Source organism: Novosphingobium aerophilum (genome assembly GCF_014230305.1).
GTDB lineage: Bacteria > Pseudomonadota > Alphaproteobacteria > Sphingomonadales > Sphingomonadaceae > Novosphingobium > Novosphingobium aerophilum.
In genome coordinates, this window is sequence record NZ_JACLAU010000004.1 from 138327 (window position 1) to 153079 (window position 14753).

At 70.3% G+C, this 14753-nt stretch carries 15 protein-coding genes; 5 read left to right on the forward strand and 10 right to left on the reverse strand.

What is annotated here, in order from left to right:
* Positions 1–14: 14 nt before the first annotated feature.
* The 6 genes from bioD to H7F49_RS05055 all read right to left on the reverse strand — a co-directional run bounded on the left by bioD (position 15) and on the right by H7F49_RS05055 (position 5034).
* A complete protein-coding gene (gene bioD, locus H7F49_RS05030) occupies positions 15–671 on the reverse strand; it encodes a dethiobiotin synthase (RefSeq protein ID WP_185682475.1) in 657 nt (218 codons plus the stop codon).
* Positions 668–1426, reverse strand: coding sequence for a methyltransferase domain-containing protein (locus H7F49_RS05035; protein ID WP_185682476.1), 759 nt, complete (start codon positions 1424–1426; stop codon positions 668–670). The genes bioD and H7F49_RS05035 overlap by 4 nt, the downstream gene beginning before the upstream one ends.
* A 2-nt stretch (positions 1427–1428) precedes the next feature.
* Complete coding sequence (locus H7F49_RS05040; RefSeq protein WP_185682477.1) at positions 1429–2052, reverse strand: alpha/beta fold hydrolase; 624 nt, start codon at positions 2050–2052, stop codon at positions 1429–1431.
* Complete coding sequence (locus tag H7F49_RS05045) at positions 2049–3194, reverse strand: aminotransferase class I/II-fold pyridoxal phosphate-dependent enzyme (protein ID WP_185682478.1); 1146 nt, start codon at positions 3192–3194, stop codon at positions 2049–2051. The genes H7F49_RS05040 and H7F49_RS05045 overlap by 4 nt, the downstream gene beginning before the upstream one ends.
* A gap of 10 nt (positions 3195–3204) precedes the next feature.
* On the reverse strand, positions 3205–4236 hold the full coding sequence (bioB, locus tag H7F49_RS05050) for a biotin synthase BioB (protein ID WP_185682479.1): 1032 nt from the start codon (positions 4234–4236) through the stop codon (positions 3205–3207).
* A gap of 114 nt (positions 4237–4350) precedes the next feature.
* Positions 4351–5034: a TetR/AcrR family transcriptional regulator gene (locus H7F49_RS05055; protein WP_185682480.1), complete on the reverse strand. Its 684-nt coding sequence runs from the start codon at positions 5032–5034 to the stop codon at positions 4351–4353.
* 122 nt (positions 5035–5156) lie between these two features.
* Here H7F49_RS05055 and H7F49_RS05060 point away from each other — a divergent pair, with 122 nt between their 5' ends.
* Genes H7F49_RS05060 through H7F49_RS05070 form a run of 3 tightly spaced genes read left to right on the forward strand, consistent with a single transcriptional unit; the run spans position 5157 to position 9336 of the window.
* Complete coding sequence (locus tag H7F49_RS05060; RefSeq protein ID WP_328806526.1) at positions 5157–6632, forward strand: efflux transporter outer membrane subunit; 1476 nt, start codon at positions 5157–5159, stop codon at positions 6630–6632.
* Positions 6625–7773, forward strand: coding sequence for an HlyD family secretion protein (locus H7F49_RS05065; protein WP_185682481.1), 1149 nt, complete (start codon positions 6625–6627; stop codon positions 7771–7773). Before H7F49_RS05060 ends, H7F49_RS05065 begins: the two co-directional genes overlap by 8 nt.
* 3 nt (positions 7774–7776) lie before the next feature.
* Positions 7777–9336, forward strand: coding sequence for a DHA2 family efflux MFS transporter permease subunit (locus tag H7F49_RS05070; RefSeq protein WP_407940289.1), 1560 nt, complete (start codon positions 7777–7779; stop codon positions 9334–9336).
* Positions 9337–9392: 56 nt separating this feature from the next.
* Here the strand turns inward: H7F49_RS05070 and H7F49_RS05075 are convergent, their stop codons facing one another.
* Entirely contained in the window at positions 9393–9788 is a 396-nt protein-coding gene (locus H7F49_RS05075; protein ID WP_185682482.1) for a DUF1489 family protein, read from the reverse strand.
* Position 9789: 1 nt separating this feature from the next.
* Positions 9790–11241 carry a magnesium transporter gene (gene mgtE / locus H7F49_RS05080; protein ID WP_185682483.1) on the reverse strand — a complete coding sequence of 484 codons (1452 nt, stop codon included), beginning with the start codon at positions 11239–11241 and terminating at the stop codon, positions 9790–9792.
* Positions 11242–11351: 110 nt separating this feature from the next.
* Here mgtE and H7F49_RS05085 point away from each other — a divergent pair, with 110 nt between their 5' ends.
* On the forward strand, positions 11352–11822 hold the full coding sequence (locus tag H7F49_RS05085) for a peptidylprolyl isomerase (protein WP_185682484.1): 471 nt from the start codon (positions 11352–11354) through the stop codon (positions 11820–11822).
* A 111-nt stretch (positions 11823–11933) separates the two neighbouring features.
* Here the strand turns inward: H7F49_RS05085 and H7F49_RS05090 are convergent, their stop codons facing one another.
* Positions 11934–12248 (reverse strand): PilZ domain-containing protein, encoded by a 315-nt coding sequence (locus H7F49_RS05090; RefSeq protein WP_185682485.1) that lies wholly within the window; start codon positions 12246–12248, stop codon positions 11934–11936.
* A gap of 245 nt (positions 12249–12493) precedes the next feature.
* Here H7F49_RS05090 and H7F49_RS05095 point away from each other — a divergent pair, with 245 nt between their 5' ends.
* Entirely contained in the window at positions 12494–13951 is a 1458-nt protein-coding gene (locus tag H7F49_RS05095) for a hypothetical protein (RefSeq protein ID WP_185682486.1), read from the forward strand.
* Here the strand turns inward: H7F49_RS05095 and H7F49_RS05100 are convergent.
* Entirely contained in the window at positions 13867–14745 is an 879-nt protein-coding gene (locus H7F49_RS05100; RefSeq protein WP_185682487.1) for a LysR family transcriptional regulator, read from the reverse strand. The two genes, H7F49_RS05095 and H7F49_RS05100, sit on opposite strands and share 85 nt — an antisense overlap.
* Positions 14746–14753 lie beyond the last annotated feature (8 nt).

A 14753-nucleotide genomic window follows, 5' to 3' on the forward strand; every position in this document is an offset into this window, starting at 1 on the left:
CAGAACAGGGCCTGTCAGGCGTTGGGCAGGAGAAAATCCTCGACCCGGAAGTTCGCCGCGAAGGCCCCTGCCAGGGTCTGCGCATTGAGGTCCGGCAGCATCGGCAGGCGCCCCAGCCGCTTGACCTCGCCCATGGCGCAGATCGTCGCCTCGCTGTCCTCCACCGGATCGCCGACGAAGGCGATCCCCAGCACCGCCACGCCGCGCCGGCGCAGGGCCTCGATGGTGAGCAGCGAATGGTTGATCGTGCCCAGCGCGGTGCGGGCGACCACCACCACCGGGGCGCCCCACACCGCGAACTGATCGGCGTAAAGCCAGTCGCGGGTCAGCGGCACCAGTGCGCCGCCGGCCCCTTCGACCACCAGCGGGCCGTCGCCGGCGGGCAAGGTGAGCCGGGTCCGATCGATCACGATCCCGTCGATCTCGGCCGCGCGGTGCGGCGAACAGGGCGTGGCGAGATGATAGACCTCGGGATGGACCCGGTCGGCCGCGATCCCGGCCAGCCGCGCCACGCGCAGGGCGTCGGTGCCTTCGTACTCGTCGGGACCGGCCTGGACCGGCTTCCAGTACCGCGCGCCGAGCGCGCCGGTCAGGGCGGCGGAAAAGACCGTCTTGCCGACTCCGGTATCGGTGCCGGTGACGATCAGCGTGTTCGGGGGGATCGTGCTCATGGTTCTCTCCGGTCATGGCAAGTGGCAACCACATAGGTGGCAACGGCCCCGGCCTCATCGAATCGCGCCATTACCCGGCGCAGCGCCGCAGGGGAAAGCGGCCGATGGTGCCGGTGTGGAGTCCCGGCGCCGATCGCCTTCACGCTGCGCAGGAAGGAGCGGGCATCGGCGTGGGTCTCGCGGTGAGGCGCGATCGCCAGCGGGGTGGCCCGGCTGAGACTGGCCAGTGCCGCCCGGTTCGGCAGGGGCAGCGTGCCCGCAGACAGACCCTCGGCGTGATGCGCGGCCTGCCATTCGGCGAAGGTGCCCTCGGCCAGGGTGGTGAAGACCAGATGGCCCCCCGGCGCCAGCCAGCCGCGCAGCCCGGCGACGGCCGTGGGCAGATCGGTGAACCACTGGAAGGCCAGGCTGGCGCAGATCAGGTCGAACGGTGCCTCCGCCGGGCGGGGGCCGTGTTCACCGTCCAGCACGGCAAACCGCGTGTCCGCGCGCTGGCCCAGCCGCGCTCGGCACCGCTCGACCATCGGGGCGGCCAGATCGGTCACCAGCCAGGGACCGCCCAGGCCCCTGTCCTGCAGCGCGGCGGTGAGGAAGCCGGTGCCGCAGCCGATCTCCAGCACGCGGGGCGCGGGCGGCAAGGGCAAGGCGGCGATGCGATCGGCCAGCCCGACGGCGACGCGCTGCTGGACCCGGGCGTGGGCATCGTAACCATGGGCCGCGGCAAAGGCGGGGGCGATCCGTGGGTCGGCCGACATCTTCAGCCCAGCTCGGCGATGAACTGGCGGATGGCGGCGGCGCAACTGCGCGCGGCGGTTAGCGGGGCGAGATGGCCATGCCCGTCCAGCACGATCCGGCGCGCGTCGGGACGGTCGGCGAAGGTGGCGGCCTGCAGGGTGGCGGGCACGATCGGATCGCGTGCCCCGTGGATCACCAGCAGCGGTCCCGTCCAGGCCCCACGGTGGTCCTCGCCCCGCAACCGGTCCAGATCCGCGATCAGCGGTTCCGGACTGAGCGGCAGGTCCGGGGGCAGCGCGCCGCAACGGCGGCGGAACTCGCTGACGGTGCCCAGCGGGTCGGTCCCGAGCCGCTGGACCATGCGCTCGAGCACGCGCGGTGCCACCCCGGCGGGGAAGTCGGGGCGGGCGGTGAAGCAGTCGAAGCCGTTGATGGCGACCACGGCGCGGGTGCCATGGGGCGGATGGGCCAGCGCGCGCATGGTGCCGAAGCTGTGGGCAATGACCAGGTCGGCCTGGCCCACCGCGACGGGCTGGCCGAAATAGCCGCGGTCATCGGCATGGCAGTCAAACCCGGCGAGTTGCGGGATCAACTGGCTCCACAGCGCGCGATCCCCGCTCCAGCCATGCAGCAAGGCGATCTTCACCCCAGCGCCTCCAGCAGCCGGTCGACATCGGCGATGTCATGCCCGGCGCGCAGGGCGATCCGCAGGCGGCTGGTGCCGGCCGGAACCGTCGGCGGGCGGATCGCCGCGGCGAGCATCCCGGCCCCGGCGAGACGGGCGCTCAGCGCCAGGGTATCGGCTTCGGTGCCGATGATCGCCGGCACGATCTGGGTGGTCGATCCGGCGGTGTCGAAGCCCCGCACGGCCAGCCCGGCACGGAGCCGGTCGGCGAGGTTGGCCAGGTGGGTGCGCTCGGCCGTCATGCCGGGCACCAGGTCCAGCGCCGCGTCGATAGCGCCCAGCAGCGGCGGCGGCGGGGCCGTGGTGAAGATGAAGCCCGAGCAGGTGTTGACCAGCCAGTCGCGCAGCAGGGCGGAACAGGCGACATAGGCCCCGAAGCTGCCCAGCGCCTTGCTGAACGTGCCCATCACCAGGGCAATTCCCGGGACCCCGTGGCACAGCCCCGCTCCGCCCGGGCCGAGCACGCCGGTGGCATGGGCCTCGTCGACGATCAGCACCGCATCGTGCGCCGCGGCCAGGGTGGCGAGGGCCGGCAGGTCGGCCCGGTCGCCATCCATCGAATAGACGCTTTCGACCAGGATCACCCTGGCCGGAGCGGCGGCGCCGTGGCGGTCGAGCAGTTCGCTGAGATGGGCCAGGTCGTTGTGCCGGAAGCGATGCTGGCGCACTCCTGACAGGCCGGCGTGGATCGAGGCGTGGACCAGCCGGTCGGTGAACACCGCTGCCCCGGGCGCGGCCGCCAGCAAGGCCGGGATCACCGCGGCGTTGGCCTGCCAGCCCGATGCGAACAGCAAGGCCGCCTCGGTGCCCTTGAACGCAGCGACCCGGGCCTCGATCGCCAGGTGCGCCGCATTGGTCCCGGTGACCAGGCGTGAGGCCCCCGCGCCGGTGCCATAGGCGTGGCCCCAGTCGGCCGCGCGTTCCGCCAGCCGCGGATGGAGCGCCAGGCCCAGGTAGTCGTTGCTGGAAAAATCGATCAGGCCCTGGCCATCCCGTCCGATCCGGCCCGCCTGGGCGAGCTGGGACGGACGCAGTTCGCGCCAGCGCCCGCCGGCCCGGATCGCGGCGAGACCATCCGCCACGCGTTCGTCAAAGCTGCCCATCGGGCGGGGGTCAGCCGCAGCCGCAGCCCGCGCGCAGCGGCTCGGGCCCGGCCAGCGGCTTCAGTCCGAGCCGCGCGAACATGGCCTGATCGGCGTCATCCCCGGCATTGGGCGCGGTGAGCAGGCGGTCGCCGGTGAAGATCGAGTTCGCCCCGGCGAGGAAACACAGCGCCTGGGTCGCTTCGCTCATCGATTCGCGCCCGGCCGACAGGCGCACCATGCTCAGCGGCATGGTGATGCGGGCGACGGCGACGGTGCGCACGAATTCGATGTCGTCGATCTTGGCCAGCGGCGTGTCGGCCAGCATGTCGCCCAGCACCGTGCCCTTGACCGGGACCAGCGCATTGACCGGCACGCTTTCCGGGTGCTGCGGCATGGTCGCGAGGGCGTGGATGAAGCCCACCCGGTCCTCGCGCGTTTCGCCCATGCCGACGATCCCGCCGGTGCAGACGTTGATCCCCGCCTTGCGGACGTTGTCGATCGTCTCCAGCCGGTCGGCGAAGGAGCGGGTGGTGATCACCTCGCCATAGCGTTCGGGCGAGGTGTCGATGTTGTGGTTGTAATAGTCGAGCCCGGCCTCGGCGAGCTGGTCGGCCTGCTGCGGGGTGAGCATGCCCAGCGTCATGCAGGTTTCCAGCCCGAGCGCGCGCACGCCCTTCACGATCTCGACGATCGCGGGCATGTCGCGGTCCTTCGGGTTGCGCCAGGCCGCGCCCATGCAGAAGCGCTGGCTGCCGTTGTCCTTGGCGCGGGCGGCGTTCTGCAGCACCTCGCGCACGTCCATCAGCTTGGTCGCCTTGACCCCGCTCTCGGCCGAGACCGACTGCGAGCAGTAGCCGCAGTCCTCGGGGCAGCCGCCGGTCTTGATCGAAAGCAGCGTCGCCAACTGGACCTCGCCCGCGCGATGGTGCGCGCGGTGAACCTCGGCGGCGCGGAACACCAGCTCGGTGAAGGGCAGGGCGAACAGCTCGGCGATCTCGGCACGGGTCCAGTCGGTCCGGATGGCCGGAGCGGCGGGGGCGATCGGGTCGAGCACGGTCATGTCGGTCGGGTCCTGTCCAGCGCTGCCGCAGCATCGGGTTCGGGCAGCGGCCTCCCCCTTGCCGATTTCCCGTGGAGTCGCAAGGGCAGGGCGCCTCGCCGGGGCCCGGCAGGCTCAGCGATAGGCCCGGAGGAACTTCTCCACCGCCCTCGCGGCCCAGCGTTCGGCTTGATCGTCGGGCACCCGATCGATGATTCCGACCAGCAGTTTCTGGTGATGTCCGGCCGTGCACAGCGCCGTCAGCACGCTCGCCGCCTCTTCAGGATCGTCCGCCAGCAGATCGCCCTGTTCCATCGCGTCGGCAATGAATCGCGCCAGCAGCGAATGGACCCGCTGCAGCACCCGTTCATAGAAGATCCGCCCCATTTCCGGAAAGCGCCCGGCCTCGCCCACCACCAGGCGGTGCAGCGCAATGCCATCCGGGTTGATGATCCGGGTGAGAAACTTGATGCAGACCTGCAGCAGGGCACTTTCGACCGGCTCGTCGCGGTTGAGCACCATGCTGAGCTGTTCGCGGAAATCGCGGGTGGCGCGGTCCAGCACATCGCCGAACAGCAGCTCCTTGCTGGCGTAGTAGGACCACAGCGTGCCCTTTGAGCCACCCAGGCTGGCGGCGATGCCCGACATGGTGGTACCGGCGTAGCCATGTTCGAGGAAATAGCGGGTCGCCACCTCGAGGATCGCGTCGCGCCGCTCCTCGCGCCGGGTTTCGCGACGGCTGGGACGATCGCCGTAGCCCACGCCCCGTTCGGGAACGTCTCCTTCGATGCAACCAGCAGGGGGCTCGGACGTTGGCATTGTCGTACCATATAGTACGTTTTTTCGATTGACTATCCCGTTAACGCGTTGCAATGCACAATCCATACTCTCTGGTACGGTTTTTCATGACGCCCATGTTACAGTTCTCTGTTCGCACTGCCTTGCGTCGGCGTCAGGCGGGGTTGGGTGGCGTCGCGGTCATGGGGGCTGCCCTGCTGGCAGGATGCGCGCCCGTTCCCCACCTCGGTGCCGCGCCCCAACCGATCGCCGCCGAAGCGGTGGCCGCCCGGCAGAGCCTGTCGCCGGCGGCGCCCGATGCCGCCTGGCCGGCCGAGGGCTGGTGGCGCGCTTATCGGGATCCCCAGCTTGACGCGCTTGTCGCCGAAGGCCTGGCCGCGTCGCCCGATGTCGCCATGGCCCGGGCGCGGCTCGACCGGGCCGCGGCGCTGGCGCGCCAGGCCGGGGCGGGGCGCCTCCCGCAGGTCGATGTGCAGGGCGGCGTGCAGGAGGAAAAGCAGAGCCTGAACCTGGGCTTCCCCCCGCAGTTCAAGCCGGTTCTGCCCCAGGGCTGGAACGATGGCGGGCAGATTGCCACCTCGCTGGGCTTCGATCTCGATCTGTGGGGGCGTAACCGCGCCGCCTTCGCCGCCGCCACCTCGCAGCGCCGCGCCGCCGCGCTCGATCTGCAGCAGGCCCGGCTGGTGCTGTCGGTGGCGATCGTCTCCGCCTACGTCGATCTCGACCGGCTGATCGCCGAGCGCGCGATCCGCGCGACCCAGGCCCGGGGCATGGAGCAGGCCAGCCAGCTGGTCGAACAGCGCCGTGCCAGCGGGCTCGAAACCACCGGCACCACCGCCCAGGCCACGGCCGCCGCGGCCGTGGCGCGGATCGCGCTGAGCCAGGCGGACGAGGCGCTGGCCTTGCGGCGTCACCAGATTGCCGCGCTGGTCGGAGCCGGGCCCGATCGCGGCCTGGCCCTGACGGCCCCGGCGCTGGCACCGATCGCGCTGCGCGACCTGCCCGCCACGGCGACGACCGAGCTGCTGGCCCGCCGGCCCGACGTGATCGCCGCGCGCGAGCGGGTTTCCGCCGGGCTCAGCTCGATTCGCGAAGCCCGCGCCGGGTTCTTCCCGTCGATCAGCCTCAACGCCCTGTTCGGGGTCCAGTCGCTGGGCCTCGAGCGGCTGTTCGAGGCCGATGCCACCTATGGCCGGGTCGGCCCGGCGGTCAGCCTGCCGATCTTTCGCGGCGGCGCGCTGGCCGGACGCTATCGGGCGGCGCGCGCGGACCATGACGCGGCGGTGGCCAGCTACAACGCCACCATTCTGGGCGCCTATCGCGAAACCGCTGATGCGGTGACGACCACGCGCCTGGCCGCGCAGCGCCTGGCCGATGCCCGCGCCGCGGTGGCGGCCAGCGAGGAGGCGTTCGCCACGATCAGCGCGCGCTACAAGGCCGGGCTCGCGACCTACCTTGACGTGCTGCAGGTGGATGACCGCCTGCTGGCCGCCCGGATCGCCGAGGCCGATGTGGCCGCCGCGGCGCGCGGGGCCGACCTGGCGCTGGTGCGCGCCCTTGGCGGCGGGTTCGATCCCGCTGCCGATCAGACTTCACAGAAGGATAGTCCGCATGGCTGACGCCAATCTTGCCCAGGATCCCGCCGTCGCCGAGGCCAAGGCCCGCCGCGCGGCGCAGCGCCGGGTCTGGCTGACGCGGCTTGCCGGGTTTGTGGTCGTGGCCGGCCTGCTGTGGCTGGGCTGGTACCTACTGATCGGGCGCAACCACGTCTCGACCGACAATGCCTATGTCAACGCCGAGGTCGCCCAGGTGACCCCGCTGCTGTCCGCCCAGGTGATCGAGGTGCGGGTCAAGGACACGCAGGCCGTGCGCCGCGGGGATGTGCTGGTGGTGCTGGATGCCACCAATGCGCGCATCGCCGTGGCTCAGGCCGAAGCCGATCTGGCCGCGGCGCGCCGCCGCTTCCGGCAGGCGGCCGCGACCAGTGGCGCCCTGGGCGCCCAGGTTTCGGGCGGAGCCGCCGAGATTGCCCGGGCCGAGGCGCAACTGGTCTCCGCCGAGGCCGATCTGGCCAAGGCCCGGACCGACCTCCAGCGCCGTGAATCGCTGGCCGGCACCGGCGCGGTGTCCGGTGACGAACTGACCGCGGTGCGGCGCAGCTTCGCCGCCGCCCAGGCAGCGGCCACCAGCGCGCGCGCGGCGGTCCAGCAGGCCCGCGCCGGTCGCGCCGCCGCGGCGGGGCAGCTCGCCGCCAACGAGGCCCTGGTCAGCGGATCCAGTGTCGAGTCCGATCCCGCGGTGCTCGCCGCCAAGGCCCGGCTCGAAGCGGCCAAGCTCGATATCGACCGGGCGGTGATCCGGGCGCCGATCGATGGCGTGATCACCCGCCGCCAGGTCCAGCTTGGTCAGCGGGTCGCCCAGGGCGCGCCGATCATGAGCATCGTCCCGGTGAACACCCTCTACATCGATGCCAACTTCAAGGAGCGTCAATTGCGCCGGGTCAAGGTCGGGATGCCCGCCACGGTGGTGGCCGACATCTATGGCAGCGACGTGGTCTATCACGGCAAGGTCGTGGGCATCGCCGGAGGCACGGGCGCCTCGATGGCGCTGATCCCGGCCCAGAATGCCACCGGCAACTGGATCAAGGTGGTGCAGCGCCTGCCGGTGCGGATCGAGCTCGATCCCAAGGAACTGGCGGCCCATCCGCTGCGGGTCGGATTGTCGACCGAGGTCGAGATCGACCTGACCGGCGCGGACTGAACCGTGGCCGGCCCAGTCCCTCCGGTGCCCCCGGGCGCGCGCGGCGCGTACCTTTCGGCTCGGCAGCAGTGGCTGGTGGGCGTCATCCTGGCGCTCAGCAATTTCATGGTGGTGCTCGATCTGACCATCGCGAACGTCTCGGTCCCCCATATTGCGGGGAACCTCGGTATCTCGCTTGACCAGGGAACCTGGATCATCACCTCCTACGCCGTGGCCGAGGCGGTCTGCGTGCCGCTGACCGGATGGCTTGCCGCACGGTTCGGCGCGGCCCGGGTGTTCATTGTCGCCATGTCGGGCTTCGGGGCCTTTTCCCTGCTTTGCGGCATCGCGCCGACGCTGGGCGTGCTGGTGGCCGCGCGCATCGGCCAGGGGCTGTTCGGAGCCCCCCTGATGCCGATGTCGCAGACCCTGATGATGCTGGTCTTCCCGCCTGAGCGGCGCGGCACGTTCATGGCGGTCTGGGCCATGACCACGCTGATGGGGCCGGCGCTGGGCCCGATCCTGGGCGGCTGGATTTCCGACAACTGGAGCTGGCACTGGATCTTCCTGATCAACGTGCCGATCGCGCTGGGCTCGGGTCTGGCCGCCGGCGTGCTGCTGGCCAAGGTCAGGACGCCGCTGACCCGCGCGCCGATCGATCTGGTCGGGCTGGGGCTCCTGATCTTCTGGATCGCCTGCCTGCAGATCGTGCTCGACACCGGTCGGGACCACGACTGGTTCGCCGACACGGGGATCGTCCTGCTGACCTGCGCCTCGGCGATCGGGTTCGTGGCCTTCATCATCTGGGAACTGACCGAGGAGCACCCGGTGGTCGACCTGCGGGTGTTCCGGCATGTCGGGTTCTCGTCGATCATGGTGACGATGACCCTGGGCTACGGTGCCTTCTTCTGCGGCAACGTGGTGGTGCCGCAGTGGCTTCAGGCGGTGCAGGGCTATACCGCCTTCAATTCCGGTCTGGTCACCGCCTCGAGCGCGCTCGCCGCCCTGCTGATCGCTCCGCTTGCCGCCCGGCTCAGCAATGGCGGCAAGGTCGATCGGCGCTGGCTGCTGGGCGGTGGGCTGGTGTGGCTGGGCCTGATCAACCTGCTGCGGTCAACCTGGACGACCGAGGCGACCATGTTCGACTACGCGATGGTCATCTTCCTGCAGGGCTTCGGGATGCCGTTCTTCTTCATCACCATCACCACCATGGCGCTGACCGCGGTCGATCCCCAGGAGACCGCTTCGGGCGCGGGCCTGCAGGCCTTTCTACGTACCCTGGCGGTGGCGGTGTCCACTTCGGTGGTCCTGACCTACTGGGGCAACCAGCAGCGGTTGGTCCACAACGAGATCGCCAACACGCTCAACCCCGGCCCGGCATCCGATGCGCTTGGCGGGTTGGGCCTGGGACCGGAAGCGATCAGCGGATTCCTCAACGGAGTGGTCGATCAGCAGGCGATCACCGTGGCGCTCAACAACACCAGCGTGGTCGCGGCCTTCCTGCTGTTCTTCTCCGCCGCCGTGCTGTGGTTCGTGCCCAAGCACACCACCCGCCAGGGCGCGGGACCGATGGGCGGCCACTGAACCGGACCGCCCTCGCTCCGCAGGCTTAGAGCCTGTCCACCTCAACAGGACAGGCTCTAGACCAGCCCGAGCCGCGCCAGTTCGCCGGCGATGTGTCCGGGCAGGATATCGCCGGTCTCTTCCCCGTCGGTCAGGTCGGCGGGAGCGTCCGCGTCCTCCAGATAGCGCCAGCCCTGATGCGCCCGGCGCGGCTTGGGGCGCACGTCGATCAGCCGGGCCGCAATGACGATGTTGGTGCGCCCCCCCTCGGCCTCCTCGAAGCCGAGGATTTCCGACCGGGCGACCAACTGGTGCTTGAGGATCCAGAACACCGATCCGCCGATCATCTCGGCATGGCGCTTGGGCAGGTAGCGGGTGGTCAGCCGGGCCACCTCGCCACGCTGGGCGAACCAGCCGTGCACCTCCGCCAGTGACTGGGCCCCATAGGCCACCTTGGTCATGTGCAGGGGCATGTCAGGCCAGTCCCGCCAGCACGGCCAGGCCAAGGAAGCTGAAGAAGCCCATCACGTCGGTCGCCATGGTCACGAACACCGCGGACGAGACGGCCGGATCGATCTTCAGCCGATCGAGCACCACCGGGACGGCGATCCCGGCGCAGCCCGCCATCAGGTTGTTGATCACCATGGCGCTGCCGATTACCGCGCCCAGCAGCGGATTGTGGAAGATCGTCGCCACCGCCAGGCCGATCAGCAGACCCAGCGCGGTGCCATTGGCCAGCGCGATGCGGAACTCGCGCCAGATCATCCGCAGCGTGTTGCTTTCGGTCAACTGGTTGGTGGCCAGCGCGCGCACCACCACAGCCAGCGTCTGGGTGCCGGCATTGCCGCCCATGCCCGAGACAATCGGCATCAGCACGGCCAGCAGGGCGAACTTCGCGATGGCGCCCTGGAACAGCCCGACCACGCTGGAGGCGATGATCGCCGTGCCCAGGTTGACCACCAGCCAGGTCAGGCGGGTGCGGATGGTTAGGTGGATCGGCTCGTTGATGTCGCCATCGCCCGCGCCGGACAGCAGCAGCGCGTCCTCGCCCGCTTCCTCCTGGATGATGTGGACCACGTCGTCGACCGTGATCTGCCCGACGAGGCGGCCCGATTCGTCGACCACCGCGGCCGAGATCAGCGCGTACTTCTGGAACCGCAGCGCCACCTCTTCCTGGTCCATGGTGACCGGGATCAGGGTCTGATCGCGCATCATCACGTCGGCCAGGGCGATATGGCGCGGGGCGCGCAGGATCCACGACAGCGCGCAGGTGCCGACCGGATGATGCCGCTGGTCGACGATGAACACTTCCCAGAACTCGGTGGCGAGCCCCCGGTCCTCGCGCAGATAGTCGATCAGGTGACCGACGGTCATGTGCCCGGGCACCGCGATGAAGTCGCGGCTCATCAGGCGGCCGGCCGACTCCTCGGGATAGGCCAGCGCACTTTCGATCGCGGCGCGGTCCTCGGGATCGAGCTCGGCCAGCACCGCCTGCTGGTCCTCCTCGTCGAGGTCCTCCAGCATCGCGACGGCATCGTCGGTGTCGAGCTGCTCGGCGATCTCGGCGATATCCTCGGCCGGCAGGTCCTCGACGAGCTGCTCGCGAACGTGATCGTTCATCTCGGCGATCACGTCGGCGCTCATCAGGTCGGTGATGGCGCTGGCCAGCAGCGGACGCTCATCGGCGTCGAGCAGCTCGAACAGGTCGGCAAGGTCGGCCGGATGAAGCGGCTCGACCAGATCGTAAACCCGGTCGCGCTCGCCTTCCTCCAGCGCATCGCGGACCCGCCGGACGAAGTCCGACTTCAGGCGGTTCTCATCGTCCAGCCGATCGCCATCGCGCCGCGGATCGTCCGCAGCAGGCAGGCCCCCGTCGAGGTCGGGCGAATCCTCGAGGAGCGACAGGTCGGGTTCGTCGGTCGCCATCGCGGTCGGGTCTATTGTCCCGTCTCGCAATTGCAACCGGACGTTGCGGGCAGGCGTGACTTTATGCCCGGCACGGCTATATCCGCGCCATCACAAGTGGAGTGTGCCCGATGGCCGACGAATTTCTCACCCTCACGCTCGACACCGGCAATGGCGGCGGTGGCGACGTCAAGATCAAGCTGCGCCCCGATCTGGCGCCCGGTCACGTCGCCCGCATCAAGGAGCTGACGGGCGAAGGCTTCTATGACGGGATCAAGTTCCACCGGGTCATTCCGGGCTTCATGGCGCAGGGCGGCTGCCCGAACGGCACCGGGATGGGCGGATCGTCCAAGCCGGATCTCCAGGCCGAATTCAACGCCGAGCCGCATGTCCGCGGCGTCTGCTCGATGGCCCGGACCAACTACCCGCACTCGGCCAACAGCCAGTTCTTCATCTGCTTCGACGACGCGACCTTCCTGGATCGCCAGTACACGGTCTGGGGCCAGGTGGTCGAAGGCATGGAGCACGTCGATGCCCTGCCCAAGGGCGAGCCCCCGCGCGAACCGGGCAAGATCGTGAAGGCAGCCATCAGCGAAGGCTGATAACCGGTGCCCGTCAGCGAAGGCTGACAGGCGGGGCTGCTCAGCGAAGGCTGAGGCCGGAATTGCCATAAGTCGGAAGGGGCGGAGCGATCCGCCCCTTTCTGATGTGCGTCAGCCTGCGATCAGGCCGCTGGGCGCGGCGGCGTGCGAGCCCTTGTCGAACTCGACCCCGAAGGCCTTGCCTTCGACCCAGCGGACGATGCCCCAGAGGGTCGATCCGTCGGGCAGGGCAATCGTCACCAGATCGTTCGCGGCCGGCGGCGCAACCCGCGCCACCGCGCTCATCCCCGCGGCGGATATGTCGCGCACCATCGCATCCTGGCTTTCGCCGGGCGCACCCTCGACGCGGACGCGCACGACCACCCGCTTGCGCCGGGCGCGGAACACCGGGGTGGGCACGAAGCGGGACTTGTCGACCAGAGTCATGGCCGTGGTCTGGCCCGGACAGGGCCAAGGTTTCGCCAAACCGATGCATAGGGTTTTCCCTTAGTTCTTGCCCCGCCCGCCGGAGGAGGCCGGTCCGCGAGGGTCCCCTGGCAACAACCCGCTGGCGTCCCGGGCCGCGCCCGGCTAGCCATGCCGCGGTGACACCAGGCGGAACAGTCGGAGCCGAAGCAGCAGGGCGGGATGCCTCCCGCGGCGTCAGGCCTCTGGATTCGCTGTGGGTCGTCGTGCCGCTGCTCGCGCTGGCCCGGCTGCTTGCCGCCCCGATCGGCGATGTCGACATCTTCTGGCAGTTGCGGCTGGGCGACTTGATGCTGGACAGCCATTGGCCGGTCACGCGCGAGCCGTTCGCCGCGACTCATCTGGGCGAGGCGCTGGTGCCCTTGTCGGCGCTGGCGCAGATCGTCCTCGCGGGGGTGCGGCGGCTGGGCGGCTGGCCGGCGGTCCAGATCGTCGATGCGCTGGCCTGGACCGGCGGCTTCCTCGCCGTCGGGCTCGCCGCCCGTGCCCGGGGAGCCATGCCGCTGCGCCTGGCCCTGGCCCTGGTGCTCTGCCAGCTGATGGCCATGCCCTTCGCCGGGGTGCGTCCGCAAAGCTTCGCCGTGCTCGGCCTGGGCGCCCTGATCCTGCTGCTCGGCCGGGAGCTGCCGCTGCGCCGAACGCTCCTGGCCGGGGGCGCGGTGCTGGTGCTGTGGCAGAACCTGCATCCCTCGGTCAGCCTGGCTGCCGCCTATCTGGGCGCGCGCGCTGCGGCGGGCTGGCTGCGCCACCGCACCGGACGCCGCACCACACCACCCTGGGCCGAGACCCTGCTGCTCCCGCTGGCCGGACTGGCCATGGTCGCCACGCCCGCCGGGTTCGCCGTGTTCGACATGGCCACGCTCAACGCGCGGATGAGCACGGCCATGGGCGCGACCGAGTGGCTTTCGGTGCTCGATCCGCAGAACCGCCCGTTCCTGCCGATCCTGCTGATCCTCAATGGCGGCGTGCTGGCCCTGCTGGGGGTGGTCCGGCGCGAACTCGACCTCGAGGCCCTGGCCGGCGCCCTGGTCTTTCTGCTGATGGCCCTGATCGCGGGGCGCTTCGTGCTGTTCTGGGCCCTGGCGCTGGTGCCGGTCCTGGCGGGGGGTCGCCATGACTCCGGGCCGATCGACCGCCTCGCCCTGCTGCTGTTCGCGGCCGGCGCCGGGGTGATCGCCCTGACCGCTGCGGCCCGGCCGGGCCCCCGGTTCGCCCCGGACCTGCCGATCGCCGCGGTGGACCGGCTGGCGGCCCGTGGTCTCGCCGGCACGGTCTATGCCAGCTATCCCTTCGGCGGGGTGATCGCCGATCGCGGTTTCCCAAGGCTGAGGGTCGCCTTCGACGGTCGCTATTACCGCTATGGCATGGCCGAATGGGACCTGTGCCGTGCCGCCATGGCGGGGCAGGTGCCGGTGAGCGCGCTGGTCGCGCGCTATCGTCCGGTCGCCTGGGTGCTGAGCCCGGGGATGGACCGGCCACTGATCGAGGCGCTGCGCGCCCAACCGCAGGCATGGCGTGAGGTGCCCGGCGATCCGGCGGCCGTGCTGTTCGTTCCGGCCGGTGCCGGGTCGGGCCGCGCCTACACGCCGGCCTTCACCAGCCAATCGTGGAACAGCCGCACGGGCCGGCTGTCGAGCGCGCGGGGGCGGCAGACGAACCAGTAGGAGTAGGGGCTCTCCACCTCGAAATCATAGAGCCGCGCCAGCCGGTCATCGCCCGATCGCTTGAAGTGATCGTCATGCATGATCGCGATGCCGAGGCCATTGGCCGCCGCTTCCAGCAGCAGTTGCCCCGAATCGAACTGGTCGATCGCGGCCGGTGTGAAATCGCCCAGCCCGGTGGCCTCCTTCCACGCCGCGAAGCTGTCGGGCAGGTCGTGGTTGATCAGGAAGGTCTGCCGGCTCAGCTTGGCCAGGTCGGGCGTGTCGCCCAGTTCGGCCGCCACCGCCTTCGACGTGATCGCATAGACCCGGTTGTGGTCCAGCCGCACGGCGTAAAGCGCGGGATCGGGCTTGGCCGATAGGATGATCGCCGCGTCCAGCGTGTCGCCCACCCGGGTTTCCTGGTGGGGGCTGGTGTCGATGTCGATGTGCAGGCGCGGATGCAGGTTGCGCAGCTCAGGCAGGCGCGGGAACAGGCGCTGCCCGCCGAACAGCGAAGGCACGCCCAGGTGCAGCCGCAGCACCAGCCCGTTGTCGACCTGGCTTTCCACCGCCTCGGCCAGGTCTTCCAGCTTGGGGCTCACCGCGTCGTAGAAGGCATGGCCATCCTCGGTCAGCTTCATCGCCTGGTGCTGCCGGACGAACAGCTTCTTGCCGGTGAAGTCCTCCAGCGCCTGGACCCGGCGCGACAGGGCTGACGGGCTCAGCCCCAGCTCGTTGGCGGCAGCCTTGGCCGAGCCGAGCCGGACCACGCGGACAAAGGCTTCAAGCGCGCGGAGAGGCGGCAGGCGGCGCATGGGGGCTG

What these genes read in the sequence shown, in the direction of transcription:
- bioD (WP_185682475.1), bottom strand. Translation starts at nt 671, where the DNA reads ATGAGCACGATCCCCCCGAACACGCTGATCGTCACCGGCACCGATACC.
- H7F49_RS05035 (WP_185682476.1), bottom strand. Translation starts at nt 1,426, where the DNA reads ATGTCGGCCGACCCACGGATCGCCCCCGCCTTTGCCGCGGCCCATGGT.
- H7F49_RS05045 (WP_185682478.1), bottom strand. Translation starts at nt 3,194, where the DNA reads ATGGGCAGCTTTGACGAACGCGTGGCGGATGGTCTCGCCGCGATCCGG.
- bioB (WP_185682479.1), bottom strand. Translation starts at nt 4,236, where the DNA reads ATGACCGTGCTCGACCCGATCGCCCCCGCCGCTCCGGCCATCCGGACC.
- H7F49_RS05055 (WP_185682480.1), bottom strand. Translation starts at nt 5,034, where the DNA reads ATGCCAACGTCCGAGCCCCCTGCTGGTTGCATCGAAGGAGACGTTCCC.
- H7F49_RS05065 (WP_185682481.1), top strand. Translation starts at nt 6,625, where the DNA reads ATGGCTGACGCCAATCTTGCCCAGGATCCCGCCGTCGCCGAGGCCAAG.
- H7F49_RS05075 (WP_185682482.1), bottom strand. Translation starts at nt 9,788, where the DNA reads ATGCCCCTGCACATGACCAAGGTGGCCTATGGGGCCCAGTCACTGGCG.
- mgtE (WP_185682483.1), bottom strand. Translation starts at nt 11,241, where the DNA reads ATGGCGACCGACGAACCCGACCTGTCGCTCCTCGAGGATTCGCCCGAC.
- H7F49_RS05085 (WP_185682484.1), top strand. Translation starts at nt 11,352, where the DNA reads ATGGCCGACGAATTTCTCACCCTCACGCTCGACACCGGCAATGGCGGC.
- H7F49_RS05090 (WP_185682485.1), bottom strand. Translation starts at nt 12,248, where the DNA reads ATGACTCTGGTCGACAAGTCCCGCTTCGTGCCCACCCCGGTGTTCCGC.
- H7F49_RS05100 (WP_185682487.1), bottom strand. Translation starts at nt 14,745, where the DNA reads ATGCGCCGCCTGCCGCCTCTCCGCGCGCTTGAAGCCTTTGTCCGCGTG.